Genomic DNA, 25,166 nt, shown 5'->3' with positions numbered 1-25,166 from the left:
CGCAGCGTGATCAAACAACCACCTGTCTGGGAAACAGGGTCAAGCCCAACCTGTCCATCGACCGTGAAGGCCCCCATTACTCTTTCAAGTCATTTCCGACGCCTACGAACAACGCCCCCTAATCCTGACCACCACTCTCGAATTCGTTCTGCCGTCGTGACGAGCTCGGCCCCGAGGCCGCCGGGCAGGGCGTTAAAGACGATCGTGAGGTGATTGAGCCCCGATTACTACAGGCCAAACGTATTGCGCGATCTCCCGAGCGGCTTGATGTGCAGTGACGGCGGAGCTGATCTGTTCGTTGATCAGTTCCACCGTCACGAGTGCTGTGAGCCATGCCAGCTACCTTCTATCAGCACGGCTTCCACGTTTTGCCACCTGGGGCGTAGCAGCGGGGTCCGGTATAACCGGGGGGGCCGCCAGCATCGCCGGGGTCGGGCGCAGGAGCGGGCGCGGGTGCTGGGGGTTCTGGATCGGACGGGGGAACGTACGTGTTCGGGGCTGGGGGAGCCAAATTTCGAAGTCGTTCGGCTTGAGCTTCGGCTTCGACTCGAATTCGCTCTTGTTCGGCTGCTAATTCGGCCTCACGCTTTACCTCCGCTGCGGCTTGCTCTGCCCTTTCCTTTTCGACCCGCGCATTCTCCTCTTTCGCAAATAACCTTTCATGCTGAGATTTTGCAATCTGTAGTGCCGTGGCGTGATTAGCCATTACGCTAGCCATCGACTTCTCCAGCCGTGTGATCTGTGACGGGAGTAGCGCTTTCACTGCAAGCGCAGAACTTGTGGCCAGCGCAGACTTCAATTTTCCCGCTAATGAGTCAATGGTGCCCTGGGCCTTGTCGATTGCGCCAACGGTGGTCATTGCAGCGGCTGCGGTCGAGGCAACCGCAACTTCGGGGTTGCCGTTAGCGCTAGTGGCGCCTGTAGCAGCAACAAGGGTTTCTTGAGCCGTCGCCACTATTCCCGGAATAGTGCATGAAATCTCGGGGTCGAACAATCCCTTATTAGTGGTGCGAGCTTCCTCAGATCTTGCCTCGACCTTGCCTGCAAACTTGGTGTTTGCTCCGATGGTTACTGGAAGACCGAGGCCGAGTGCTGCAATCTCGCCGTTGATCAACGTATTATTCTTGAAAACACCAGCAAGCAGTCGACCATATTTGTCAGTGCGCTCGGTATCAAACTCGAGACGAACCTTTGAGCCCACCGGAAGGGCCTCCGAGAGATACTGAGATGCTTCGGGTCCTAGGCATTGGACCGTTTCATTTGGGTCCTTCGTTTCAGGCGTGTCCACGTTCAGTAGGCGCACGCGTTGAACTTTGCCATCGAGTTTGACGTCGATAGTGTCGCCATCAATGACTTTGACCACCGTTGCTTCACTCGCGTTTGCCGTGCTCACGGCGCCACCGATCGTCAAAGCGACCAGAACAACGCTGACTCCAATGGCGATGATGGATTTTCGGCTAAGCCGGAACGGGCTCATAAAGGCTTGCCGCACCTTTGCGACCGCCTTTTGGGACCGCTCCGATTCGGCCTCCGTTTGTGGCGGGAATTGATTCACCATAGGGGCGGATGGGTTGCGAACTGACTCCGCATTCGGGTACTGCTCGAGCAAGTGTGTCCAGCAATACTGGTAGTGATATGGCGCCTCACCAAGCTCAGGGCGGTCAAGCTGATTGTACTGACTATGTTCGCGCGAATACGCGACGCCGCACACGCGGCAATAGCCGGAAATGGTCATAGGAATCCCCCGGGAAAAGTCTCAGAAAAGTGGTCGCCGAGATTTCGGCTGAACGAATCATAGCGTGACGAATGCGAGTGAGTCAACTCACAGTTAGGGGTGACGTCTGTTGCCTAAGTTGACGTTCTACTCGGGTTGGTCTTGTTGTCACGCTTGACCCTCAATCTCAATCGGTCGATGATTTCTGGGCGCGTCGATGGTGCGTCCGAGTGAGAAGTCGCGACAAAAGCCGTCGATTTATGGGTTTCAGTCGGGCCCTCCGTTCGATTTCGAGCTTGATTTCGACCGCAAGGCTCTTGCATCGACGATTCCTCGAATCTTCAATGATCGCAGGAATTTCTGAAACCACGGCGAGTAAAAACGCAACTACCGCCAGACCCATGGCGAGGTTAAATGCCCATGCTCCAAAATCTGCGAGCCAAATTCGACCGTTCTTGTCCCCGCTGGCGGCGGCTCCCAATATTGCCCCTAGCGCAAGCGCCGTTGTGCCAATGTAAAGAAGAAGATTCCTGACCTCGAGTACTACATTACTGGGAACACGCGAGCTAACGTGAGCCTCTGGATTTTCTAACCAGATAACAATCTGGTCCCGCAAGTACGGGTTCGCAATGTGCGGTACGCTTTCTAGAACGCGGTGACGTCGATCTCGTTTTCTCGCAGCCGCAAAGTACCGATTAGCGCGAAAATCGAAAGTCCACGCATTTCGCTTCGAATCTTTCACGTCTCTCCTCAAGGTGAATATGGTGAGGACATTAGACCTCCAGCACCCGAATCCCCGCGGCATACCCCTGCAGCACCTAAACGTTCTTGCCGTTGCGGTCTTCTCGGAGTGACTTTCCGAGCGCTGAGTGCTCGAAGTTCCGCTTGCCAAGAGGCACTCCCCATCGGTTGAAATCTGGGAAGTATTCCCATGTGCCTGACGGGTCAACATCCCATGCGTAGCGCACTACCGTCGATCCGTGCTTGTCGCTAATAGCAAGTAGCATCGACGTTGGCGCGGTGCCGGGCTCGCGTAACCACCCCCAACCCTTTCCTTCGCGATGGGCCAGTAATGGCGGGCGCGTTCGAGAGCGTTTGGTTCGTCCCAAGGGTTGTCCGGATCCCAGCCCGGGCGCTCCCACCCTTCACCTTCATGCTCCGGGTCTGCCGACAACACAACAATGCCGTCAGAAAATTCGCCCAGTTCCTCAGGCAGATTGTCGTTGGCCAACACGCAATGGCCTCCAGCCACAAGCGGCTCAGAGCTAGCCTTCACCAAGATGACCAGGTCCTTTTCCCGTCCTTAGCTCTGCGAGTTCCGCTCTGAACTGAATCCGAGACCACTACATCCTCGGCGAAAACGAATTTGAAATGCTCGCCCAAATCCAAGAATCCCGCTTCGTGTCCAGGAATGGCATTTGTCAGTTCGGGTCCTCTGGCCGCTCGGGGCAATCCGTTCACCGGGTCGATTGCAAGCGTCTCCGCTTTATTTGCGTCGTCTTCTGAGGCGTAACCAGACGAGAGGTGCACTGACCGAACGGACTCTCCGCGCTCTAGAATTTCGCGAATCCTCGACCACTTCGACCCGTACTGTTCTAAATGCTCCTCTTCTTGTCGCAAGGTTTTACGGACATCCTTTTCGTGCTGGTCTAGCCGATTCGCTTTACCCTTGCCCACGTAAAACAGGCTCAGTAGCTTGTCTACCGTCTCGCGATACGCCTTGGGATCAATCAACTCATACACATAAAAGTCATTTTCCATCTGCGGGATCCTTTCGACCGTTAAGTCGAGAGGGACACACGCCCTCCGCCTTGACGAGTTTCCTAAGATCGCGAAGATTATTGACGCGCCCCACTGTCGTGATCCATTCCTCCAAATTGGAAGGAGGCATGGTGGGCACCCGCGCGCGCAAAATTTCGAAACGGTCGTTGGACTTTGACCGCCACACAAACGCCGAAGCAACTGTAGTTATCCCCGCACCTGTTGGAATCCATCCAATCCAACTGTGGCGAATCTGGCCCTCGGGCAGCGGGAAGAGGACAGGCAGGCCGAATGCCAAAAACAGGCAACCGGCAGCCAACAAGCAGATAAAAACCAATCTTTTCCTTGCGGAGACACATTCTAGAGCCGCGTTGCGGACGCTCTCCTCCAACTGGTTGCTCAACCAGGCGATTCGCTGTTGTGCTCTCTCACGCTCAGTCTGGTGCTCTGCGGCCACCTTCGCATCGGCTTTGACTCGTTCGGCCCGCAACGCCTCTTGTCGGCGGCGCTCTGCGCCTTGAACAATTTCAAGAATTGAGGTGGCTGCGTGATCTGGGGTGTCAAACGAGTATGACGCCACGCGATCCGCCAAGCTGACGTCACCAGCGTGCCCCAGGGCTGTGACAACAGGCAGTCGGGCCTTCCAGATGCGCTCGGCCGATTCAACGTTTTGGTACTTGTGTCGCCAAGCTTCGGCTCCGCCTCCGGTCGCGACGAGCACGAGGTCCACACCCGAATTAACCGCATCCTTCAGCGCATCGTGGATGAGTCCTGGCTTCCACTGAAAGGACTTGTATTCCACCTCAAGTAGCGCCGGGGGCAAGATAGCGAGCTTTGCTTGGATGTCCCTTTTAGCATTAGTTTCATTACCCACTATTACGAGTAGCTTTTGGAGTCGATCTGGTGCATTCCATGCATTAGGGTGCCGGTTGGGTAGCTGGGAGACGGCGCCCAGCCGGTCGCGATCAACTCCAAAATCGGCTAAAGCGTGGAGCGCGTCATCCTCGTTGATTCCCAGTGCGCCGGTCCCATTCCCTCCCGTTATCTTTTTGGCGTGAAATCGATACTTCGAGTCCTTATCCACCTCGAGTTTCCCTTCAAACACGACGTCCTGGTGAGGTGTGAACGGGAAGGGACCTGCATCGGGCTTCTCGCGCTTCCATTCCGATCGCATCCGTTGCAAATCCAAATCAAGAACCTGGGCAGAAAGGGTATGAACTTCCTCTTGTTCCTCGTCCACGGCGGTCAGGGCAAAATAGGTGATTCCGGTGCGCTTTCTGAGATCGCGAATCTCTCCGTGCACCCGCACCCAACCTTGAGGGGGCGGTGCTCCACCGGCCAGCTGAACGATACTGACTTCTTTGACCTCGCCGTTTGTTCCTGCCAACGTGCCAACCCCCATTACAAATTAGTAGGCACATTGAATCAGTTTTGCACGCAAAGCGTTAGACCACTGAGCAAAAATTTTGGTTTCGATCCGATTGCAATCCTGATGAACGACGGCGATGCCTCCTCCCAGCCTCGCGGCAACTAGGTGCCGCGGGCGGAAGAAGGCGAGCAACGCCGTCGTGCATTAAATGCTTAGGCGAGGCGCCGCTTCAGTTCGTCGAAATGCTCCTCCATCGCCTTTCTGGCGAGGGCCAAGTCTCCGGAGGCGACGGTGTCGACGATTTTCATGTGGTGGGCGCGGGTCGCCTGCGCGGCCTCGGCGGAAATGTCTTGGAGCTGGTCGTGAGCCGCGTGATACGCGTCCCAAAAGACGTCGACGAAGTCCGCGACAAGGTCGTTTCCGGCGCTCGCGGCCAGAGTGGTGTGGAACTCGCGGTCGGCGCTTTCGCGGGATGCGGGGTCGTCCATTCGATTGGCAAGCTCCCTGAGCTGGGCTTCTACCTCGGGTGGCAAGTTGCCGACGACATTGCTCAGCACTGCCATTTCGATGGCTTCACGCATTTCGACCAGCGAGGCCATTTCACGCTGTTCGCCGCGCGGGGAGGAGATGACGCGGAAGATCAGCGCCTGGCTCAGGGAGGACAGCGATGAGTCGCCAACGTAGGTGCCGCGGCCGTGGCGGACCTCGAGGATTCCCAGTGTCCGCAGTTCGCGGACGGCCTCGCGGATGGTGTTGCGGGAGACGCCAAGGAGTTCCATGAGCTGAAACTCGGTGGGGAGCGGATCGCCAGATTTCAACCGGGCTTCGCGGACGTAATCCAGGATTTTGTCGCGTGCGCTCTTGCCGTCCGTTGCCATGCGCGCTCCTTGGGTTTGTCCGTCGATTCTGGCCTGGGGTTAGTTTATGGCACGGGTCTGAGCGTCGCGGTGTTGTGCGGAAAAGCGTTGGCTTCTCCACGCTTGCGTGCTACTCTCGGGATAGTTGTAGGACGTCCAACAACTATCCCATCGACGCGCATCACTGTTCTTAAAAGGCGGGAGAACACTCAATGGCGAGCTCTGATCACTCCACAGCAATACCCGGGACCTCAAAAAAGGTTCCGTGGTATCGCGAACTCAAGCGCAAAGACTGGAAGGCGCTTTTTGCCGCGTGGCTCGGCTACCTGCTGGACGGGTTCGACTTTGTCCTGATGGGCCTGGTGCTCACGGAGGTCGCCCAAGAATTCGACCTCGATCCGGTGCTGGCCGCAAGCCTCATCTCGGCGGCCTTCATTTCGCGCTGGTTTGGCGGCATGATGTTCGGCGCGATTGCCGACCGGTGGGGGCGAAAGTCCTCGATGATCCTTTCGATCATCACGTTCTCCGTGGGCTCCGTGGTCTGCGCGATCGCTCCGGGCTACTGGGTGATGTTTATTGCCCGGCTGTTCATTGGGCTCGGGATGGCCGGCGAGTACTCGGCGAGTTCGCTGTACGTCATCGAATCCTGGCCGCAACGGCTGCGCAACAGGGCGTCCGGTTTCCTCATTTCGGGGTTCGCGTTCGGGGCGGTTGTAGCCGCTCAGGCATATGCGCTGATTGTCCCGAGCTTTGGCTGGCGGTGGCTGTTTGCAGCAGGTTTGGTGCCGATCGCGATCGCGCTCTGGTTACGCCGCGCGATCCCCGAGGCGCACGACTGGAAGCAGATGAAAGCGCAGACGAGTGAGCGCGAGCGCAGGGCGGATGTCATCACCGCGCTCTTTGCGGATCCGAAGCGGCGGATGATGAATATCGCTCTGGCCGTGGTGGCGTTTACCGGTCTGATTCTGATCTTCACCGGGCAGGTTTCCGGCGTGGTGTTGGCGGCGATTGGCATTGTTATCGCGGCTGTGTTCGTGGCTTTTATGGTGCAGTTCGCGAGGGGCCGCTGGCCGATCGCCGTGGTTTTGATGATCACGGTGTTTTGCGCGTTCCTGTATTCCTGGCCCATTCAGGCGTTGCTACCCACCTATGCGAAAACCGAACTGGGCTATGAGGCGGATCAGGTCGCGGCCGTCATGTCCTTTGCCGGGCTCGGTGCCGGATTTGGCAACATCCTCGCTGGGTTTACCGGGGATTGGTTGGGGACGCGGCGGGCGTACTGGATGTCCCTGGTGGTCTCCCAGCTGTTGATCTTCCCGGTATTTCTGGTTGGCGGGTCCAGCCTCGCCCTCTTCGGGTTCTTGATTCTTGCGCAACAAATCTTCGGTCAGGGAATCTCGGGGCTGCTGCCCAAATGGATCGGCGGGTATTTCGCGCCAGAGCAGCGAGCGGCTGGACTTGGATTCACCTACAACGTGGGGGCGCTTGGCGGTGCCGTTGCGCCGGTCTTGGGTGCAGCGCTCGCCAGCACCATGCCGCTCGGTACCGCGCTCGCCGTCATTTCGTTCACCCTCACGGGCGTGGTGATTGTGCTGATCGGCTTCAACGTGCCGTACCTGGTGCAACGGTGGCTGCGACGTGATGACGTGTGGCCCACGGACAACGGCGAGTTGCTTCCGCAAGCGGGCGGGCAGGCTCCCGTTCGGGTGACGGCACACGGCGAGGGCACCTCGGCTGAAGGCAATACTGAACGGAAAGGCGAATAGGCGTGGCAGAGCTAGTGAACTTTGGAGGCGTGGTTCCGCCTTTGGTGACCCCTCTCGATGAAGCGCGGAATGTCGACCGCGAATCCGTGAAGTCTTTGGTGGACTACCAATTGGCGGCAGGAGTGGACGGTCTGTTTGCGCTGGGGTCATCGGGTGAGGCCGCGCTGCTGAGCAACACCGTGCGTCTGGACATGTTGAGGGCCACCTCCGATGCCGTTGCGGGTCGTGTTCCGGTGCTTGCCGGTGCCATTGAAATGTCGACCGAGCGGGTTATTGAGCTGCTACCCGGGTTGGAAGACGGGGGTGCCGATGCGCTCGTGGTTACCGCGCCGTTCTACACTCGGACGTCGCAAGAGGAAATCGACGGACACTTTCGGGCGGTGGCCGCCGCAACGAACTTGCCGGTGTTCGCGTACGACATTCCGGTATCGGTGCCGACGCGGCCCTCGCGAGAGGAGATCCTTCGATTAGCGGAGGACGGAGTGCTCGCCGGTCTGAAGGATTCGTCGGGCGACGATGCGAATCTGCGCGCGCTTGTGATGGAGAGAAATCGGCGCGGACTTCAGGAATTCCGCGTGTTTACCGGCTCGGAGCTCATGGTGGACGCGGCCATCGGGTTTGGTGTCGACGGGGTGGTTCCCGGTCTGGGGAACGTGGATCCGTCGGCGTACGTCAATCTTTTCCGGGATGCGAGGGCGGGGTATGCCGGCGACGCCGAAAAATTGACGCGTGCGCGCCAGGGCCAGGATCGCTTGATCGAACTGTTCGGGCTGGTGAATGCGGGCGACCCCGCACGCATGGGGCGAGGATCATCGGCGCTGGGCGCATTCAAGACAGCACTGATGCTCTTAGGAATCATTGGCACCAACGTGACGGCGTTGCCGTATGTCACTCTTGATTCGGCGGAGGCGGACACGGTGCGAGGCTATTTGGAGTCTGCCGGGCTACTCTGACTCACCCAGGCGGTTGTTGACCAACAGTTCCACAATGCTGTTTTTCGATCATTGTTGCCCAACAATGATCGTAAACGGGGTGTAATGTTACATTGTGGATGTTGAAATGTTCCAAAAGGGTGCGCCAGGGATACTTGTGCCCATCTCAGGGCTGGACCAAAGGCACGGGGAGTGGACCCACTCGGCATTCGTGCCGGATCCGCTAGGAAGCGTGTCCCCGAGTCTGACGAACAAGACTTATATTGAAGTAGCCAACGCACGGGCACGCCTCGCCGCGCTCAACAGCACCTCGGCCCGACTGCCAAATCCCGGGCTCTTTCGCATGCCAACCTTGCGCCGAGAAGCTCAAAGCACCTCGGCGCTTGAGGGCACATATGCCCCGTTGTCCGATGTCCTTATTGCCAGCCAACGCTCTGTGAACTCGCCCGAGGTCAAGGAAGTCCTCAACTATGTTGAAATGGCCAATGTGGGTTTCGCCTACGCAGTTCAGGGGCGGCCCCTGTCCGTTCATCTCCTGCGAGAGCTCCAGCAAATCTTAATGTCTGGGACACCGGAAGAATCCAATTCGGGGAAGCTAAGAGACACCCAGGTCGTGATTGGGCGTCACTCTGATGTTGGCGACGTTGGATTCCCCGTTCACTCAGCGAGGTTTGTTCCTCCACCACCCGGACTTGACCTAGAAAACCGAGTCCGGGACCTCATGGATTGGATTGTAGCCGACCACTCAGATGAGATCGACCCAGTGGTTGCTTTGGCAATGGTTCACTATCAATTCGAAACTTTGCACCCGTTTACGGATGGAAACGGACGGTTGGGTCGCTATCTTATAGTCTTGCATCTTCTCCGCACCGGAATATTGAGTGAGCCAACGCTCAGTGTTTCACCATGGTTTGAAGCTCGACGCGCAGAGTATTTCGACAAACTGCTCGCGGTGAGTACAACTGGAGATTGGGATTCATACATAAGGTTCTTTGCCGCGGGACTGGGAGAATCAGCCCGCCAAACAGAACTCAAAATGGTGGCACTCGCTCAGGCGCAAGACGAAATGCATGAAACCTTGCGACGTTCTCAGATCCGGGCAGACACCGCGCACGCACTCATTGATTTTGCCATTGCAAATACTGTCTTCTCAGTCGCGGATGTCCAAGAGGCAATCGGTCTGTCCTATCCACGTTCCAACGCGTTGATTGGTCAACTCGTGGACCTGGACTTGCTCGCCGTTGTCGGAGCGAATGATTACAAGCGACGATTCTATGCACCGAAAGTGATCCAGAATCTGCTCTAGGGTTTGAATTCAAGGATTGTGGCGGTCAGTAGCAAATGCGACAGCCCTTAGATCCAAACTGCGGAGCAAAGGATTGAGGGTCGAGACGCCGAGCGGTTCCAAATCGATCTAGCGAACCCATTTGAGGATGTCGAAGTAACTGCAAAAGATACGCTGAGCACATGAACATCACCTACCGTCCGACCAATGACGGCATTACCCCAGCGATGATCGAAGGGTTCTTTGTCGGGTGGCCGAACGCGCCAACTGCAGAGAAACTTCTCTCCGTAATGGAAGGAAGCTATCGGCGAGTGTGGGCGCTACACGACGTCAGAGTTGTGGGATTCGTTAATGCGATTTCCGACGGGGTGTGTAACGCATTTCTCCCTTGGCTGGAGGTCTTGCCCGAATACCAAGGCCGCGGAATCGGCACCGAATTAGTGCGCCGCATCACCGATGAACTCCGTGAGATGTACGCCATTGACGTCTGCTGCGACCCTGACGTCCTGCCGTACTACCAAAGACGGGGATTCATTCCGCTCGCGGGAGCGGGCTTACGCAACCCACAGAACCTCACTGTTTGACTCCAAAACCAGTTGCGCGCGTGGTGCGCGGTGCGAGACAACTTGGGCGCGGCCGGGTTGCTCTGACTCATGCCGGCAGTTGTTGACCAACAGTTCCACAATGCTGTTTTTCGATCATTGTTGCCCAACAATGATCGTAAACGGGCAGTTTAGTTGCATTGTCCTTCGTGGAATGCTCCAAAAGGGCACATCGGGGATACTTGAACCTCGTCCGATTAGTTGCCCCAGGGATTGAGGCTCGCGACGCCAAGAGGTTTGAAATGGCGGACGTTTCGGATGACCAGGGTCATTCCGTGAGTGGAGTATCGCTTGACCAGTTCGCAACCTTAGGGTTTTTATGGCGAACGCGAAGCGCGGCGACGATGTTGGTGTCCAGGAGGTGCCTCACAGGTCGGCGGAACGTGCTTGCATGCCAAGGCGCTCTGGTTCGAAATCGATCTCGATATCGCCAGTCATTTTTAAGATGGCGGGAAGTGTGCGAGGTGTTTTTGTGACCGCACTGAGGAGAATTGCCCGAGCCTCGGACTCGACGGAACGGTTGTGTTGCTTCTCAAGCGCGGCTAGCGCCGCCTTGGTTCCGGGCGGAAGGTTTCTGATCAAAATTTGTTCCATGGCACCTCCGATATCAATACTGTGATACCAGTCTGCCTCGTGGTAAGCCGACGTGGGGGGGTCGTGAGCGGAAATTATGGGTCAAAAACTGTGGTGAGACGGGGCGCCCACGGCGAGCAACGCCGTCGTTCATCTGTGAAAAACACCCGGAAGTGCGGTATACAGATTTTGCCTTCGCTGCTGAAACGAATAGGCGCGCTGGCTACACAGGAAATAAGTGACTGCGAATATCGCACGCTTGCGTGGTCTAGTGCCGGGCATGATTGGGTGGTGTAGCAGGTGCGAGGAGGTTACGCATGTCTAGCCAGCGGGTTGAGCGAATGCCTCGTCCTCAAATCGAGTTGGCGCCCTCCGAGTTACGATCGTGGATGCTCCATCGCGAATTGTCCGCGCGACTAAACGTCACAACTATTGAGGAGTGGGCTCCCCTCATCAAAGCCAACCTCGCCAGGATACGTTCGCTTGTGACCGGCCAGCCACATCTGCGCAACGCTGATGCGTGGCTGGACCTGCTTGAGTCGCGGGATGTCGAGGGGTTTCGCGACGTGTTAATCGGAACCTATGAGTGGGCCATTGAGATGCGCGAGGTTTCCCCCATGGCTGGAATCCTGACGGACGCGGAACGTCAGAAAGTGCTGGCGAACCTTCGCGATCATGCGGCGTGACCAATTGGAGCACGCTATTCGGGCGGCCTGCGAGATTATCAAACGCGACGAAGTGATAATCCTGGGATCGAGATGACCTCTGCGTCGCGAAGTTGTGTGCATTTAGGGAAAAAGACCAGAACTTTGTGAGGGCGCTGCTAGCGGCACGATTGGTAGACAGCGGGATTATTCGACAGCGTCTTTTGGAACTTGAAAGCCGTCACCCTGAGCGCGTCGAGCGTGCGCTTAAGTGGCTGGAAAGTTGAGCGCGCTGAGGCACCCAAGGCGAGCAACGCCGTCGTTCATCTGTTAAAAATTCCCGGAAACACGCGGCAAAAGCCCTGCCTGTGGATAACTTATGACGCCTCGCGCGGAACTGGGCTAGGGTTTCCCCAACGCTGGAGAAGTCAGCACCGAGAGATGGGGACCTCATGAAAACTCGAGACGCAAAGTCGGCACGGGCGGCGCGGGCGATGTGGGTCGCGCTTGCCGCCGCGGGACTGCTTGGCGCCACCGCCTGCGCGCCGGGCGCGGACCCGGCACGCCAGGAATCGCCGGCGGAGAACCAGAGCGCCGAGAACGCCCAAAGCACCGATGGCGCGTACAAGCAGGCGCCGGTCCAGGACGTTGCCGAGTACGCGAAATTGGTCGACCCGGCGTGGACGGTGGATGCCAAGGTGGCCGGTGAGCCTGCGGTGGTCGATGACACGGTCCTCGCGTACCAAACGGACACAAGCCAGAATTTGAAGCTCGTCGCGTATAGCGCAAGCGATGGGAAGAAGAAGTGGGAGTCGGACGCGTCGATCGGCGTCGACCCGGAGGTTTCCACCTTGGCGCCGCTGGTCATTGACGTTGACGGTGCCGCGGCCGTCGCGTTCTTGAAGCCAGCGGAGGAATCTGCGGGCGTGTGGGTCGATCTCACTCTTGTCGATGTGAAGACCGGCAAACCCGTGGGGGCGCCGGGGCCGCACCTGGTCAATGGGTCTCCGCTTAGCGCGTGTTCCGATGGGAAGCCGGTGTGCGCCCAAGGATTCGCCAAGTCACTGGAAGGTGTGGGCGGCGCCCAGGACAAGGGCGCGATGCGGTACAGCTTTGACCCTGCCACGGGTGAATTTCAGCAGCGCGACGAAAGCGATCTTCCCAAGGTGCTCTATGACCAAACCCTGCAGCATGGGCTTGACCTCCTCAACGTGGGCGACGGGGAAGACGGGCTGATCGTGCGCCGGAATCCTGATGGCACAACGATGTGGCAGGCGGACGCCGCCACCCTCTTTGGCCCGGAAACGAGGGCCGGGAGCGTGGGTAGGGAGTGGCTCGCGACCGCTGACGGCACCTTGCTCATCGGTGACGCCATCGGCGTGAACAAAGAGGTAGACAAGATCATTGGCGATTACTCGGGGAACGTGACGGGCAGGACCTTTGACGCGTCGAACGCCAAGCTCATCGCGGTGGATGCGGCTACCGGCAAGCTCGTGTGGGAGCGTCCCGGAGTGCGGATGTGTGAAGGGCTGAAGGTTCCTGACGGTGCCGTTGGCGATAGTGCCGCTTTCTGCGAATGGACCGGCGGTACATACACCTTGGCAAAGGACGGCTTTTCAGGCGACGCCACCGGGCAAGTGATCGGCATTGACACCGCAACTGGTGAGAGTACCTGGAAAGTCGAAGTGGGGGGACTCGGGGTGACGATGCTGGACAGCACCGTGCCGCCGAACCTCGTGGGAACGCGAACCGGCGTGCCGATCACCAGCGCGGATGGGCCAGCGGTGCTCGTCGATTCAACCACCGGGGACGTGCAACGATTTCCTGCCGGCAGTGTCTTCGCCTGTGCGCAAAGCATGGGGAAACAGCAAGTGCTCACGTTAGTTGGTGCCAAGCGGTCGGAATCCACAATCCTCGGCCCGCAAGCTGTGGGCGCATGCGACGATGCTAAGAGCTTTCAAGACGGACTCACAATGTCCTTGGGTGGTGTGCGGGACGCCGGCCTCAAAGCGGGCGACGGCATGTTTGTCATCGCGACCGAAAGGGGCATCGCCGGGTACGCGGTCGGGGAGTAGGCCTAGGGCCGGTAAGCCCGGATGCGGCCCGCACGCCCGGGGCGCCGCCTCGACCAACCCAACCACCAACGGTATACTCAAAGTATGACCACCACGATCAAGGTGTCGAACGAGCTTCGCGACCGCCTGAAAGCGCTGGCCGCGAGCGAGGAACTCACCCTCGGTGAGTTCCTCGCGCGGCTCGCGGACGCCGAGGACCGGCGGCGGCGGTTGGCGAGTTTACGCGCGGCGATCGAGTCGACATCGGCCGAAGAACTCGCGTCATACCGTGCCGAAACCGAGGCATGGGAACGCGCGGAACTGACAGACATGCGCCGTGCCGGATCTTGAGCTCCTTCCCGGCGCGGTCGTTTGGGGTTCGCTGGACCCCATTCGCGGCCGCGAACAAGGTGGCCATCGCCCGCTCTTAGTCGTCGCCTCGCGGGCCTACATCGACATTGTGTCGACGCTTGTGATTGTCCTGCCGATCACTTCGGTCAACCGCGGCTGGCCAAACCACGTGCGCGTGAGCGGCAACAGCAGGCTGGACGTCCCCTCCTGGATCATGACGGAGCAGCCGCAAACCATCGCCCGCGACCGGATCTCGGGGGTGTCTGGCCTCGTCTCAACGGCGTGCCTCAACACGGCTCGAATGTGGCTCTTCGACTTCCTCCGCGACTGACTTCGCCCACTTCCGCGGCACTCAGGGTGACCTTTTGGCTGGGTGGTGCGTATCGCCGTCGTGCATCTTTTGGTCACCTATATATAAGGTACGACGGCGATGCTCGCCTCCCCGGGGCGGCTCGCCAGGAGGCGGGTGAGGTGCGCGCGGCCTGCGAGTTCGAAGGGCTCGTCGCCGACGCCGAATGCCCACACGGCGGTGGCGACGGCTTGGCGGACTTGTTCGCGGTACCAGGATTCGGGTTCGCGCGGGTCGCGTCCGTAGCCGTCGAGGAAGGCGGCTTCGGAGCCGGGGACGGTGGCGAACTGTTGGAACTGAAGGCGGACGAGGTCGGTGTAGTTGGGGCGGAGGGCGGCGCGGCCGAAGTCGATGACGCGCATATTTCCCTCGTGGATGAGCCAATTTCGCGGCTGCCAGTCGCCGTGCGTGGGGACGATGGTGGCTGGTTGATTGGGCCAATTGGGGACTGTGCCGCGGAGGTGCGCGACGTGGTCAGCCGGGATGCGGTGCGGCTGCTCGAGGAGGCGGAGGAGTTTGCGGTTTTCTTTGAGCTCGTAGTCGGGGTGGGGCTCGCGGTGTTGGTCGTGGAAGCGGCGTAGGAGGGCGCCGGCCTGGCGGTAAGTGTCCGGGTCCTGTTCGGCGACGTGGCCCTGGACGAGCGTGCCGTCGAGGTATTCGGTGACGAGGAGCTTCGCGTTCTTGTGTGATTTGAGCGGTTTCGGGGCGTCGACGCCCGGTCGCCACGCGCTGGCCCAGTTGTTATAGGCGTGGATTTCGCGGGCCATGTGGTGGTCGGAAGGGCCGCCGGCTTTGATGATGTATCTGCCTGTGGCTGTATCTGTGGTTGTGGCTGTGGTTGTGGCTGTGGCTGTGCCTGTGGCTGTGGGGCTTGGGGCTGTGGCCTCGAGGACTGTCGTTTCGATGGTGCCCCAGCTGTGGTTTTGGATGATTGTGAGCCCGGGGAGCCACTCGCGAAGGAGGGCGCGCTGCTCTTCGGTGAGGTTGGGGTGAATGTCGTGCTGGTCGGCTCTGCTTGGGTGGGAGGTCATGGGCTTAGCCTACCGATGGCTCTACTTACAGCTTTCGAGAAAGTGTGAGTAAGGAGAGTGCGGAGTGACATTTCTTTGGCGCTGCTGGTTCGCATCGTCCGGCGTGGATTGGCGGATGTGCGGTCTCGAAAAGAAAACTGTGGATAACTTCTGCCGGGTTGTGTGAGTTTGGGCTAGGGTAAGGGGCAAATCACTCGAAGAAGAGAAGGTTGGCCAATGGGGGATTCAGTGAGCGGTTCGCGTGGAGTTGTTACTCTGGGGGTGGCGTTAGTTGCCGGGGCTCTGGTGTTGTCGGGGTGTAACGGGGGAGCTACGCCTGGGGATTCGGGATCGCCGTCGGTGGTGGAGACGTCTAAGTCTGCGTCGCCGTCGGTGACGCCCACTCCGACTCCGACGCCGACTGCCGCAGCGTATAAGCCGGCGACGCCGGAGGGTCCGGCGGAGAACGTGCCGGTGCCGGAGATGCCCGCGGCGGCTAAAAAGGAGACTGATGCTGGCCGCGAGGCATTTATCAAGTATTACTTCGATCTCATGAACTACACTTTTGCGGCGATGGACCCGACTTTGATGTCGCAATATACGAGCCCGGAATGTAAGTACTGCCAGAACTTACTTGGCTCAGTGCAACTTCAGGCATCCAAGGATGTCTACGTAGTAGGCGGCGAACTCACATTAAATGGGGTCGAGCTAGTTCCAGGAAAAGACCCGCAGGGCGTATACAGTGCTCAGGTGAACTGGGACAAAGCCGACTATCGAGCTTACTTCAAATCTGGTGGTCCAGCTGCTGAACAACTTAAGGGTGGAGCTAACAGGGTCTGGACTATTTCAACCTACTTTGTGAATGGGAAGTGGGCTGTAAACAATTTTGATGGACCATACGAGTGAGTAATCTTAAACGCATAGCCGCAGTCTGTTTGCTTGCGATTGCAATGTCCATCGGGAATTCCGCAAGCGTGAACGCCGGCGAGCTCGTCGATTGTGGAATCGGCGGCGCCGAACAAGGGTTTTGTCTCTACGATGACCCAACGGCGCCTCCCCCATCTTCTGCCACCGCAGAGTCCAAGATACTCCCCTATTGGGTCTGGTACTCATTCGCCTGCGGGCCGAAAATTGAAGACGGGTGGACTCAGTGTAACTACATCGATCCAAGCCAGTGCATTGCCGACGACGGTAAACCGGGGATGTACATGGTGTTAATGCGAGAGGACTTCACTCCACCGAAACCTGCTCGCCCTATCAGTGAGCCCTTCTGCACTCGCCCTGGTCTGCTCGCGCCGCCGGATCGACCTGATCCAGTTGTTAGACAGAAAGACCTGGACGAGTTTCAGTTTGCGAAACCGCGCATTGAGGTTGAGCCAGGGCCCAACACGCTTATTAGGTTCAACAACAACATCTTCACCAAGAAGTTTGATCAGAGTTGGGATCTTAACTTGCTGGGCAAGTCGGTGATTGTCCGTGCGTACCCGGTGGAGTTCCGTTGGGATTACGGCGACGGAACTACTTTTGTCACTGACAAGCCGGGCTGGCCGAAACGCTTGGATGAAGGTGACGTCGTCACCGATACTAGTCATGCCTACAGCAATACCGGAACCTATACGGTCACGTTGACGACTATTTATAAGGCGATGTATTCGGTGGAGGGGAAGCCGGAGCTTCCTGTCGACGGTCAGGCAGAGGTTGTTTCGGAGCCGGTAACGATCGACGTGTGGCGCACCGATATTCGTAATGTGGACGAGGCGTGTGCCGAAAATCCCGAGTCTTGGGGTTGCCCAGGAACTGTCCCATGACCGGCGCTAAAGCACGTGTCGACCAAGCCAATGATCACATTTCCGGGTAGCGGCTTTCCCCGTCGGCTCAGGACGCCTGTTTTGTTGCTGGCAATCGCGATGGGTGTCTCGGGTTGCAGTGGGAGCGTCGAGACCGGCGGCGCTGGGTCGCCGTCTGCGGTGGAGTCGACGACGTCGGCCACGCCTTCAGTGCCCTCGACTCAAGCTCCAACCCCAACCCCATCCCAGACCGCCGCGGCGTACAAGCCCGCGACGCCGGAAGGCCCGGCCGAGAACGTGCCGATTCCGGAGATGCCCGCGGCGGCAAAAGAAAATACGCCGCAAGGCCGCGAGGCGTTCATCAAGTACTACTTCGATCTCATGAACTACACGATCGAATCGCGAGACCCGAGCATCATGAGCGCCGAGACCGCTAAAGGGTCGAGATACCTCTTGAACTTGATGAGCGTCGCCTACTCACAAGCTCAGGCGAACACGTGGACCGTCGGCGGAGAACTAGTGCTTATTCGCGTGGAGCGAGCGCCGGGCGCCGATCCCTATGGTGTGTTCCAGGACATCGTCGTTTGGGATAAAAAGCCATACAAGTATTACCAAAACGGAAAATTTGGTCTCGGCGAAGAAGGCGGCCAGGGTAGAACCTGGATCGTCGAAAGTTACTTCGGTGATGCCGGTTGGACTGTCCAAGAATTCAAGGACCCTAACTCATGAGAGTTTTCAGCGCGGTTGCCGCACAATCGTAACCGGTGTCCAAACGGTAGGTCCAGAGCCTGAGCCAGAGCTCTTACGCGTGGATGAGGCGGGCGCCGAAAGTCCCAAATCCTGGGTCTCCGCGGAAGTCACCGTGGGCCGAACGTCTCCGGAAAGGTAAAGCGCTGCACTTCGTCAATCCGACCTTGAACTCACAGTTTGTACATGTTAGGTTCGCATTGTACGAAGCTCGAACAATAAATTCACAAAGGACCTGTCCGATGAGAACTTTTGCAAAAGCTTCGACCGCAATAGCGCTCTCCGCAACCTTGCTTCTTGGTTCCGCGACAGCCGCAATTGCAAATCCCCCCGAAAACGCCGCCAGCATAAAAAATTCAGAATTTCCCACAGCGTCCGCAATATCTACCATTAACGACCCGGCGCGCCCTCAAGCCGTACCTGTAATCGGCGGGGCCGTCATTCTCGGCTGTGTGGCCAGTGTAGGCCGGTCCGCCTACCAGGCATACAAAGGCGGCGACCCCGTGGAGTACGTCGCGGGCGCAATCATCGGGTGCATTCCCTTCGGCTCCGCCGCGAAATCCGCCGGCGTCGCCTTCATCAAAGCCAACAAAGGAGCCATCGCAAAAGCGCTCAAGGCTCTGGGAGCAACCGCGCTGGCCTCGGCACTTTCCGGAGACAGCGCGCGCTAGGCTGATCCACCGGAACGGCATTTATCGCACCAAAGGCAGGTGGAATCGCGCAAATGAAAATTATTTATGGTGTGGTGTCTGTGGCGCTGGCGGTCATTCTCGGAATGTCAACGGTTAATCGAAATGGATTCGACAGAATACTAGAAATAGGATGGCTCGCCGTTTCAGTCCTCATGGCTTCGGCAATTGTTGTCGTTCTGCAAAAGAGCGCGAGGGCCACCCTTATCAATGCGGCAATCGCCTCGATTCAGGTTGCTATTTCTATTTTCCTGATCGCATATCTCATCGCGCGCACCGACTCTGGATGGTTCTTCACGGCCGGACTGGCCGCTCTCGCGGCGCAACTCGCGTATGGGATTTCACAGATTCAGCGGGAGAGACGCGTCAGCTAACCTTAACGCTGGCCCCGCGCCCCAAATGACAAACCCACGACGGCGATGCGCGCCTCGGCCCCGGGCCTCACCTAAGGTGAGACGGAAGGAGAAGGAGGCATCGCCGTCGTTCATCCCCGCGCGCAACCAGATTTCAGCACCTTTCTCACGTTTCATCCCCTTATAAGGTGCTGAAACGTGAGAAAGGGGATGAAATCCGCCAAGGCAAGCAACCTGCGTGACGGGCGTCATGGCGCCGACAAACCCCGCAGTGAGAGACTGAGAAGGCACGCCACGGACGCCAGGGGGGCGCCACATCAGCAAGGAAAGCGGGCCAGCATGCGGGGAATTTACGTCAGCGCGACCACGAGCGGGTCGGGGAAGTCGCTCATTAGCCTCGGTCTGGCGGACATGTTGCACCGGCACGCGGACCGGATCGCGTTTTTCCGGCCGGTCGTGGAGACAGACAACCCGGACGATGACCCGATGGTCCGCCTCATGCGCACCACCTTCGACCTACCGCCCGAGCGCGCCCGCGGCGGCATGACCCGCGCCGAGGCGCGCACCTTCCTGATGCGCGGCGAACGCGAGGAAATCGACACCCGCGCGGTCGAAATCTTTTCCGACATGGCGCGCGAGGCGGACATCGTCATCGTCGAGGGCACCGACCTCTCCGGCCACGACGCCGCCGTCGAATTCGACCTCAACGCCCGCCTCGCCAGCAACCTCGGCATCCCGGTGATCGGCGTCGTCGGCGCGCGGGACATGACCGCGGCCGAGGCGGTGGACGCGGTGGACGTCGCGCGCCGCGAACTCGTGGAGTCCGGCGCGAGCCTGCTGGCCATGATCGTCAACCGGGCAAAGCACGACGACGTTGCCTCCATCCGCGCGCAGGTGCGCCCGGGTGCATCGCACCGGCCCGTGTACGTTTTCGAGGACCTGCCCGAGATCGCCCAGCCGAGCCTGTCCGACGTGGTGAGCGCGACCGGCGCCGCTTTCAAAGCCGGGAGCGATGCGCTGGAACGGGACGTCACCGACATCAAGGTCGCGGCAATGAACGTGACCAATTTTCTGCACCTCCTTAAAGACGGCACCCTAGTCATTGCGCCGGGGGATCGCGCCGATGTCATGGTTGCGACCCTCGCTTCCTCGCTGTCTCCGACGTTCCCGGTACCGTCCGGACTGCTGTTGACCGGCGGTCTGGAACCGGAATCGAGCATTTTGCCGATTCTCGATCAGGCGCCCTTCCCCATTCTCATGACCGGAGACGACACCTACACCGCCGCGCGCAAGGTCAGCGAAGTGCGCGGCGAAATCGCCAACGGTCAACCGCGCAAGGCCGCCGCGGCTCTCGGCGAATGGGCGCGCACCGTGGATGAGGCCGAACTGATCGAACGGCTCTCGCTACCACGGCCGGAAAAAATGACGCCGCTGCGGTTCCTGCATGAACTCATTGAGCGGGCCCGTCAAGATCGGCAACGCATCGTGTTGCCCGAGGGTCTGGACAAGCGGGTGCTCCGCGCCGCCGAGATTTTGCGCCGCCGCGACGTGTGTGACCTGGTGGTGCTCGGCCCCGTGGATCAAGTCCGGGACCTCGCCGCGGCCGAAGGTGTGGACCTGACCGGCGTGGAACTCATTGACCCGGAAACGAGCCCGGAACTCGACCGCTTCGTGGCCGAATACGTGAAACTGCGCGCGCACAAGGGCGTGAGCGAAGCGCAAGCGCGCGAACGCATGCTCGAGGGAGCGTACTTCGGCACCATGATGGTGCACCTCGGACTGGTGGACGGCATGGTTTCCGGTGCTGCCCACACCACCGCGAACACCATCCGGCCCGCACTCGAATTCATCAAGACCCGACCGGGCGTCAAGATTGTGTCCTCGGTGTTCCTAATGCTCCTCGAGGACCGGGTGCTGGTGTACGGCGACTGCGCGGTCAACCCGGAACCGAACACCGAGCAACTCGCCGACATTGCCATCGCCTCAGCGCAGACGGCGCAGCAGTTCGGAGTGGACCCGCGGATCGCGATGCTCTCCTATTCCACCGGTGACTCGGGCTACGGCGAGGCCGTGGACGAGGTGCGCGCCGCCACCCAACTGGTTCGCGAACGAGCACCGGAACTGGCCGTGGAGGGTCCCATCCAATATGACGCCGCCGTCGACGCCTCGATTGCAGCCTCGAAACTCCCCGGCTCCTCGGTCGCCGGGCAGGCCACGGTCTTCATCTTCCCGGACCTCAACACCGGCAACAACACATACAAGGCGGTGCAACAATCGGCCGGGGCCGTCGCAGTGGGCCCTGTTCTGCAGGGGCTGAACAAGCCGGTCAACGACCTCTCGCGCGGCTGCACCGTCGAGGACATCGTCAACACCGTCGCAATCACCGCGATCCAGGCCCAAGACCCGGACCCCTCGGAACCGGTCACCACCGAGCCCACCGAGCCGTCCGAATCCGAGCCAGAATCCAGCCCTGAATCCACACCAGAACACACCCCAGAAACCACCGCAACCCAGGAGCCGAAAGCCCCATGATCGTCCTCGTTATCAACTCCGGTTCCTCCTCGCTCAAATACCAAGTCCGCGACACCGAAGCCGAGCCCGGCACAAACCCGGTCCTGTTGGAAGGAATTGTCGAAAGGATCGGCGAGGGCGAGGTGAGCGACCATGCCAAGGCGCTGGGCGTCGTCGCACATCATCTTGGTGACCAGAGAATTGATGCGGTGGGGCACCGAGTGGTGCACGGCGGTGAGCGGTTCAGCGAGCCGGTGCGCATTAATAACGAGGTCACGCGCGCGATCGAACGGCTCAATCCGCTCGCGCCGCTGCACAATCCGGCGAACGTGCTCGGCATTCGCGCGATTACCGAAAAGTGGCCGGAGCTGCCGCAGGTCGCGGTTTTTGATACCGCGTTCCACCGCACGATGCCGCCGAAGGCGTGGCGTTACGCGGTCCCGAATGAGCTTTACACGATGCACGGGATTCGCCGCTACGGCTTCCACGGCACGAGTCATCAGTATGTCGCCGGGCGCGCTGCGGAACTGTTGGATCGGCCGGTTTCGGAGCTGAACGCGGTGATCGCGCACCTGGGCAATGGCGCGTCGGCGACGGCGATCCGGGGCGGCCAATCCGTGGACACGTCGATGGGATTCACGCCGCTGGAGGGGCTCGTGATGGGCACGCGCTCGGGCGATGTGGACCCGGGAATCCTGCTGTTTCTGCAGCGCGAGGGCTTTACCGCCGCCGAGATCGACACTATGCTCAACCGCAATTCCGGGCTCAAGGCGCTCGCGGGGCGCAATGACATGCGGGAAATTGTGGAGGCGGCGTACCCGGAGGATGGCGGGAAGTACGACGGCGATGCTCGCCTCGCGCTCGACGTCGCCGCATACCGGCTCGCCAAATACATCGGTGGGTATCACGTCGCGGTCGGCGGGGCGCAGGCGCTGATTTTTACCGCCGGGATCGGGGAGAATTCGGATACGTTCCGTGCGCTGGTGGTGGAGCAGTTGGGGGCGCTCGGTGTGAAACTGGACGAGGCGGCGAATCGGGAGCGGTCGAAGCAGCCGCGGGTGATCTCTTCGGTGGATTCGGCGATTCCGGTGTTGGTGGTGCCGACGGACGAGGAGCGCGCGATCGCCGATGCGGTGGTCGCGGTGTTGGCCACACCGTAACCTCACCCCTCCCGACGCAAATTTCAGCGTCTAACTCACGTTTCAGCGCCTTAGAAGGGGATGAAACGTGAGTTAGACGCTGAAAATTGCCGGGGGAGGAGGCGGTAGGATAATCCCAGCATTGCATCACATCGCCGCCACGAGTCGCACCAATGAAGGGGACCAGCCGTGATCGCCGTTGCCCTCTCCATCGCCCTGACCATTGGCGGTGTGGTGGGTTCCGCGATTACTCTTCTCGGCGAGGGGGATCTGGGATTTCTGCCGTGGCTCATTCCGGTTGGTCTTATCGGATGGTTGGCGTCCTGGATCATTTACCATGGCAATCAGGTTCCCAGCCTGTACCGCGACGATCCACGCGAGTACCGCCGCCTGCTCCGCACAGAGGATGTGCGCCCGCTTCTGGTGGTTCGCACCGTGGCCGTCGCCGAGAGCATTCCAGGCAAGGACGCGCCGGTGGGCAACTCGTGGGTCCGTTGGCTCCTCCGCCTGCAACCCGAAGACGGTGGCAGCCAAGTCGAGGCCATGCTGGACGCGCCCCGCGAAGAGCCTCCGCTTCCGGGCCAATATTGGCTGTGCGCAATCTCCCCGACCATCAACAACTTTGTGGTGCCGATTCGCCGCGACCCGGACCGCGATCCGGTGCCGGAAGCAGACCTCGAAAGCAAAACCCTGGACGCCCCCGAGCAGGTGCAAGTCTTGGGCCGAAGGCAAGTCGTCAAGTACGCCGCAGTCACGCTTTCGGTGACCCTCGCGGCGAGCATGATCGGCACCGCCTGGGACCTAAACATTTACCAGCCCTTTCAGGAGCGCCGCCCGGCTGACGCGAACATTGAGCTGAACGCGGAAGGCATCGGCAACGCGATCGCAACGTTGCGCGAGCGATCAGGCATCGACGAATTTGGCCCCATCAGCATTTACCCGCAGTCGATCTCAGCGGAGGTGCCGGTAGCCAACAACCCTCGCCAGATTGATCAACTCGACCTTCGCCTCGATCAACGCGATGCGGAGGTCACCCGCACGCCGAGCCGCACCCTCTATCAAGACGAGAAGTTTGTGGTCAGCGACTACTCCGAATTCAACCCGGAGGGGGTTCAAGATGTGCTCCAGCAGGGGATTGATGCCTTAGCGCTCCAAGACGCGAAGCCGTATCACGCCCGGGTTGACGCCAATGATTCTGTCTCCGGCGCCAAGCTCATCACCCTGGGCGTCCAGAGTGAATACGGCTCGAGCGAGGTCACGGTGCGCACACCCGGCGGCGACTCGCCCGCAGTGCTCTTGTCGACCCGCTCTCCCGGTGGCGAGGAAACGAACATGCGCTCGCTCCTCGACCCCGACCTGCTCGGCCAAACCTGGGAAAAGTTCACGGCAGCCGCTAAGGGGATCCCAAGCGACGTCTACCGCCTGGGACCGCAAAGTTTCGATGTGCTGGCGTCGGACTCCTCCGTCTTGCTCAGTTGCGACGACCTTGGTTGCGCCGCCACCGGTTCTCCGGACGGGAACCTTTCGACGTCAACCGACGCGCCCGTAAGCACCCCGCCGCCCAGCGCCTCACCGGCAGCAGGCGACCAACTCCTCGAAACCTTCGACCCCGGCAACCTTCCACTCGGCGACTTCACGCCTGAGGAGCGCCGCAGCATGCAAATTGTGTTCGGCCCCGCCGGCGCCACCATCTACCTGGAATCCCCGGACGGCCAGGAGCGAGACTTCTCCTACACCTTGGACGGGAAGCCGAAACCGTGACGAAGCCCCCACGCCCGCCGTTCTCGCAACGCCTCATCATCAACCGCCGTGACAACCGGCCGGTCCCCGCCGCGACCAAAAACCGGCTGCTCGGGCTCACCCGCGCTACCGTGGTGGTCGGCCTACTGCTCGGGTCGATCTTCATCGAACCGCTCCGATCCCCGCTCATTGTGGCCATGTTTGTGGCGATTTTCTACCGCACCGGGTCTTCCGGAAAGAGAAGTGCGACGGCGATGCCTGGCTCGCGCGCAAGCGGTGCCGCCCAGCCGAACGGCAGAGGGACGGCGGCTACTATATCCACCGAAAACCCGGGGTCCGCGTCGAGCTCAACGCGGACGGGGTCCACGATCATCGGTGGCGGAGCTGGTAACGGTTCCGGTATCGAAACCCCAGATCAAATTCGCGCCCGAGCCCGACAAAAACATGATGACATCCTCAAAAAGTGGCGCCGGTATGAACTCGACTTGGCCTACATGATTGACTATCCGGCTATGGCGGACCCGCGGGTGAAGGAAACGTCGGACATGATCAATGCGATGCAAGATGCCGAAGAACTTCGGGACTCTACAGACGTGGGCGATTACCGCGACGCCGTTGCCGCCTTTGAACTCGCCTTCCAGCAGGCCGAACTCAACGCTAAAAGCGTGAAGCGCAATAACTACACACCCGCGGAGTTGAAGTCTCTGGAACGTGCCGCCGCGATGCTTGCGATTGCCCAGGACTCGAGCTCCACGCCATCCGAACGTCGGCTCGCCTATCAAAGGCTGAACCGGGAGGTGGAGGGGCTCGTGGTGTTGCCACAGGAAGCCAATGCGAAACTTGAGGACGATATTCGCCTTGCCTTGGAAGAGGGTTGAACATTTCCGGCCCGTCGCGTTGAGTGGACTATAGGGGAACCCACCTGATCGAAAG

The 25,166-nt window shown here is 59.8% G+C and carries 23 protein-coding genes; 17 read left to right on the top strand and 6 right to left on the bottom strand.

Annotated elements, in window-relative coordinates; all coding sequences use genetic code 11:
- Positions 1-349: 349 nt before the first annotated feature.
- The 4 genes from O148_RS17005 to O148_RS0105750 form a co-directional block, all read right to left on the bottom strand.
- Positions 350-1,735 carry a thermonuclease family protein gene (locus O148_RS17005; RefSeq protein ID WP_084157114.1) on the bottom strand — a complete coding sequence of 462 codons (1,386 nt, stop codon included), beginning with the start codon at positions 1,733-1,735 and terminating at the stop codon, positions 350-352.
- 1,251 nt (positions 1,736-2,986) lie between these two features.
- Positions 2,987-3,475, bottom strand: a complete 489-nt coding sequence (locus O148_RS0105760) for a GIY-YIG nuclease family protein (RefSeq protein ID WP_026530152.1) — start codon at positions 3,473-3,475, stop codon at positions 2,987-2,989.
- Positions 3,465-4,877 carry an exodeoxyribonuclease VII large subunit gene (locus tag O148_RS0105755; protein WP_026530151.1) on the bottom strand — a complete coding sequence of 471 codons (1,413 nt, stop codon included), beginning with the start codon at positions 4,875-4,877 and terminating at the stop codon, positions 3,465-3,467. Before O148_RS0105755 ends, O148_RS0105760 begins: the two co-directional genes overlap by 11 nt.
- Before the next feature lie 179 nt (positions 4,878-5,056).
- Positions 5,057-5,722 carry a FadR/GntR family transcriptional regulator gene (locus O148_RS0105750; protein WP_026530150.1) on the bottom strand — a complete coding sequence of 222 codons (666 nt, stop codon included), beginning with the start codon at positions 5,720-5,722 and terminating at the stop codon, positions 5,057-5,059.
- A gap of 191 nt (positions 5,723-5,913) precedes the next feature.
- Between O148_RS0105750 and O148_RS0105745 the strand changes: the two genes are divergently transcribed.
- The 4 genes from O148_RS0105745 (at position 5,914) to O148_RS0105730 (ending at position 10,268) form a co-directional block, all read left to right on the top strand.
- Positions 5,914-7,467 carry an MFS transporter gene (locus O148_RS0105745; protein ID WP_051619896.1) on the top strand — a complete coding sequence of 518 codons (1,554 nt, stop codon included), beginning with the start codon at positions 5,914-5,916 and terminating at the stop codon, positions 7,465-7,467.
- Positions 7,468-7,469: 2 nt separating this feature from the next.
- The gene (locus tag O148_RS0105740) at positions 7,470-8,420 is read left to right on the top strand and encodes a dihydrodipicolinate synthase family protein (RefSeq protein ID WP_157374522.1); all 951 of its coding nucleotides are present in this window, start codon (positions 7,470-7,472) and stop codon (positions 8,418-8,420) included.
- A 94-nt stretch (positions 8,421-8,514) separates the two neighbouring features.
- Complete coding sequence (locus tag O148_RS0105735; RefSeq protein ID WP_026530147.1) at positions 8,515-9,705, top strand: Fic family protein; 1,191 nt, start codon at positions 8,515-8,517, stop codon at positions 9,703-9,705.
- 161 nt (positions 9,706-9,866) lie between these two features.
- Complete coding sequence (locus O148_RS0105730; protein WP_035745116.1) at positions 9,867-10,268, top strand: GNAT family N-acetyltransferase; 402 nt, start codon at positions 9,867-9,869, stop codon at positions 10,266-10,268.
- Between the two features lie 384 nt (positions 10,269-10,652).
- Here the strand turns inward: O148_RS0105730 and O148_RS0105725 are convergent, their stop codons facing one another.
- Positions 10,653-10,880: a FitA-like ribbon-helix-helix domain-containing protein gene (locus O148_RS0105725; protein WP_026530145.1), complete on the bottom strand. Its 228-nt coding sequence runs from the start codon at positions 10,878-10,880 to the stop codon at positions 10,653-10,655.
- A 320-nt stretch (positions 10,881-11,200) separates the two neighbouring features.
- Here O148_RS0105725 and O148_RS15085 point away from each other — a divergent pair, with 320 nt between their 5' ends.
- The 4 genes from O148_RS15085 to O148_RS0105705 all read left to right on the top strand — a co-directional run bounded on the left by O148_RS15085 (position 11,201) and on the right by O148_RS0105705 (position 14,239).
- Positions 11,201-11,545 (top strand): hypothetical protein, encoded by a 345-nt coding sequence (locus O148_RS15085; protein WP_157374520.1) that lies wholly within the window; start codon positions 11,201-11,203, stop codon positions 11,543-11,545.
- 410 nt (positions 11,546-11,955) lie between these two features.
- Positions 11,956-13,578: an outer membrane protein assembly factor BamB family protein gene (locus O148_RS0105715; RefSeq protein ID WP_026530144.1), complete on the top strand. Its 1,623-nt coding sequence runs from the start codon at positions 11,956-11,958 to the stop codon at positions 13,576-13,578.
- A gap of 21 nt (positions 13,579-13,599) precedes the next feature.
- The gene (locus O148_RS15080) at positions 13,600-13,908 is read left to right on the top strand and encodes a ribbon-helix-helix protein (protein WP_420805752.1); all 309 of its coding nucleotides are present in this window, start codon (positions 13,600-13,602) and stop codon (positions 13,906-13,908) included.
- Positions 13,895-14,239, top strand: coding sequence for a type II toxin-antitoxin system PemK/MazF family toxin (locus O148_RS0105705; protein WP_026530143.1), 345 nt, complete (start codon positions 13,895-13,897; stop codon positions 14,237-14,239). Before O148_RS15080 ends, O148_RS0105705 begins: the two co-directional genes overlap by 14 nt.
- 77 nt (positions 14,240-14,316) lie before the next feature.
- Here the strand turns inward: O148_RS0105705 and O148_RS15075 are convergent, their stop codons facing one another.
- A complete protein-coding gene (locus tag O148_RS15075) occupies positions 14,317-15,288 on the bottom strand; it encodes an aminoglycoside phosphotransferase family protein (RefSeq protein WP_084157112.1) in 972 nt (323 codons plus the stop codon).
- A gap of 372 nt (positions 15,289-15,660) precedes the next feature.
- On the opposite strand from O148_RS15075, the gene O148_RS17000 reads away from it, so the two are divergent.
- The 9 genes from O148_RS17000 (at position 15,661) to O148_RS16990 (ending at position 25,111) form a co-directional block, all read left to right on the top strand.
- On the top strand, positions 15,661-16,173 hold the full coding sequence (locus O148_RS17000) for a DUF6318 family protein (protein WP_051619894.1): 513 nt from the start codon (positions 15,661-15,663) through the stop codon (positions 16,171-16,173).
- Positions 16,170-17,075, top strand: a complete 906-nt coding sequence (locus O148_RS17525; protein ID WP_084157110.1) for a PKD domain-containing protein — start codon at positions 16,170-16,172, stop codon at positions 17,073-17,075. Before O148_RS17000 ends, O148_RS17525 begins: the two co-directional genes overlap by 4 nt.
- A 30-nt stretch (positions 17,076-17,105) precedes the next feature.
- Positions 17,106-17,783 carry a DUF6318 family protein gene (locus tag O148_RS16995; RefSeq protein ID WP_157374518.1) on the top strand — a complete coding sequence of 226 codons (678 nt, stop codon included), beginning with the start codon at positions 17,106-17,108 and terminating at the stop codon, positions 17,781-17,783.
- Positions 17,784-18,253: 470 nt separating this feature from the next.
- Entirely contained in the window at positions 18,254-18,472 is a 219-nt protein-coding gene (locus tag O148_RS17740) for a hypothetical protein (protein ID WP_157374516.1), read from the top strand.
- Positions 18,473-18,525: 53 nt separating this feature from the next.
- Positions 18,526-18,864, top strand: coding sequence for a hypothetical protein (locus tag O148_RS0105675; protein WP_026530140.1), 339 nt, complete (start codon positions 18,526-18,528; stop codon positions 18,862-18,864).
- Positions 18,865-19,182: 318 nt separating this feature from the next.
- Positions 19,183-21,375: a phosphate acetyltransferase gene (gene pta, locus O148_RS15060; protein ID WP_084157108.1), complete on the top strand. Its 2,193-nt coding sequence runs from the start codon at positions 19,183-19,185 to the stop codon at positions 21,373-21,375.
- A complete protein-coding gene (locus O148_RS0105665) occupies positions 21,372-22,514 on the top strand; it encodes an acetate/propionate family kinase (RefSeq protein WP_026530139.1) in 1,143 nt (380 codons plus the stop codon). Before pta ends, O148_RS0105665 begins: the two co-directional genes overlap by 4 nt.
- Positions 22,515-22,682: 168 nt before the next feature.
- Positions 22,683-24,254, top strand: coding sequence for a hypothetical protein (locus O148_RS0105660; RefSeq protein WP_026530138.1), 1,572 nt, complete (start codon positions 22,683-22,685; stop codon positions 24,252-24,254).
- Positions 24,251-25,111, top strand: coding sequence for a hypothetical protein (locus O148_RS16990; protein ID WP_051619892.1), 861 nt, complete (start codon positions 24,251-24,253; stop codon positions 25,109-25,111). The genes O148_RS0105660 and O148_RS16990 overlap by 4 nt, the downstream gene beginning before the upstream one ends.
- The last annotated feature ends 55 nt before the right edge of the window (positions 25,112-25,166 follow it).

The organism is Haematomicrobium sanguinis DSM 21259, from assembly GCF_000688395.1.
Taxonomy (GTDB): domain Bacteria; phylum Actinomycetota; class Actinomycetes; order Actinomycetales; family Micrococcaceae; genus Haematomicrobium; species Haematomicrobium sanguinis.
Note: the sequence above shows the minus strand (reverse complement) of the source record. Positions and strands in the feature narration are given on the sequence as shown.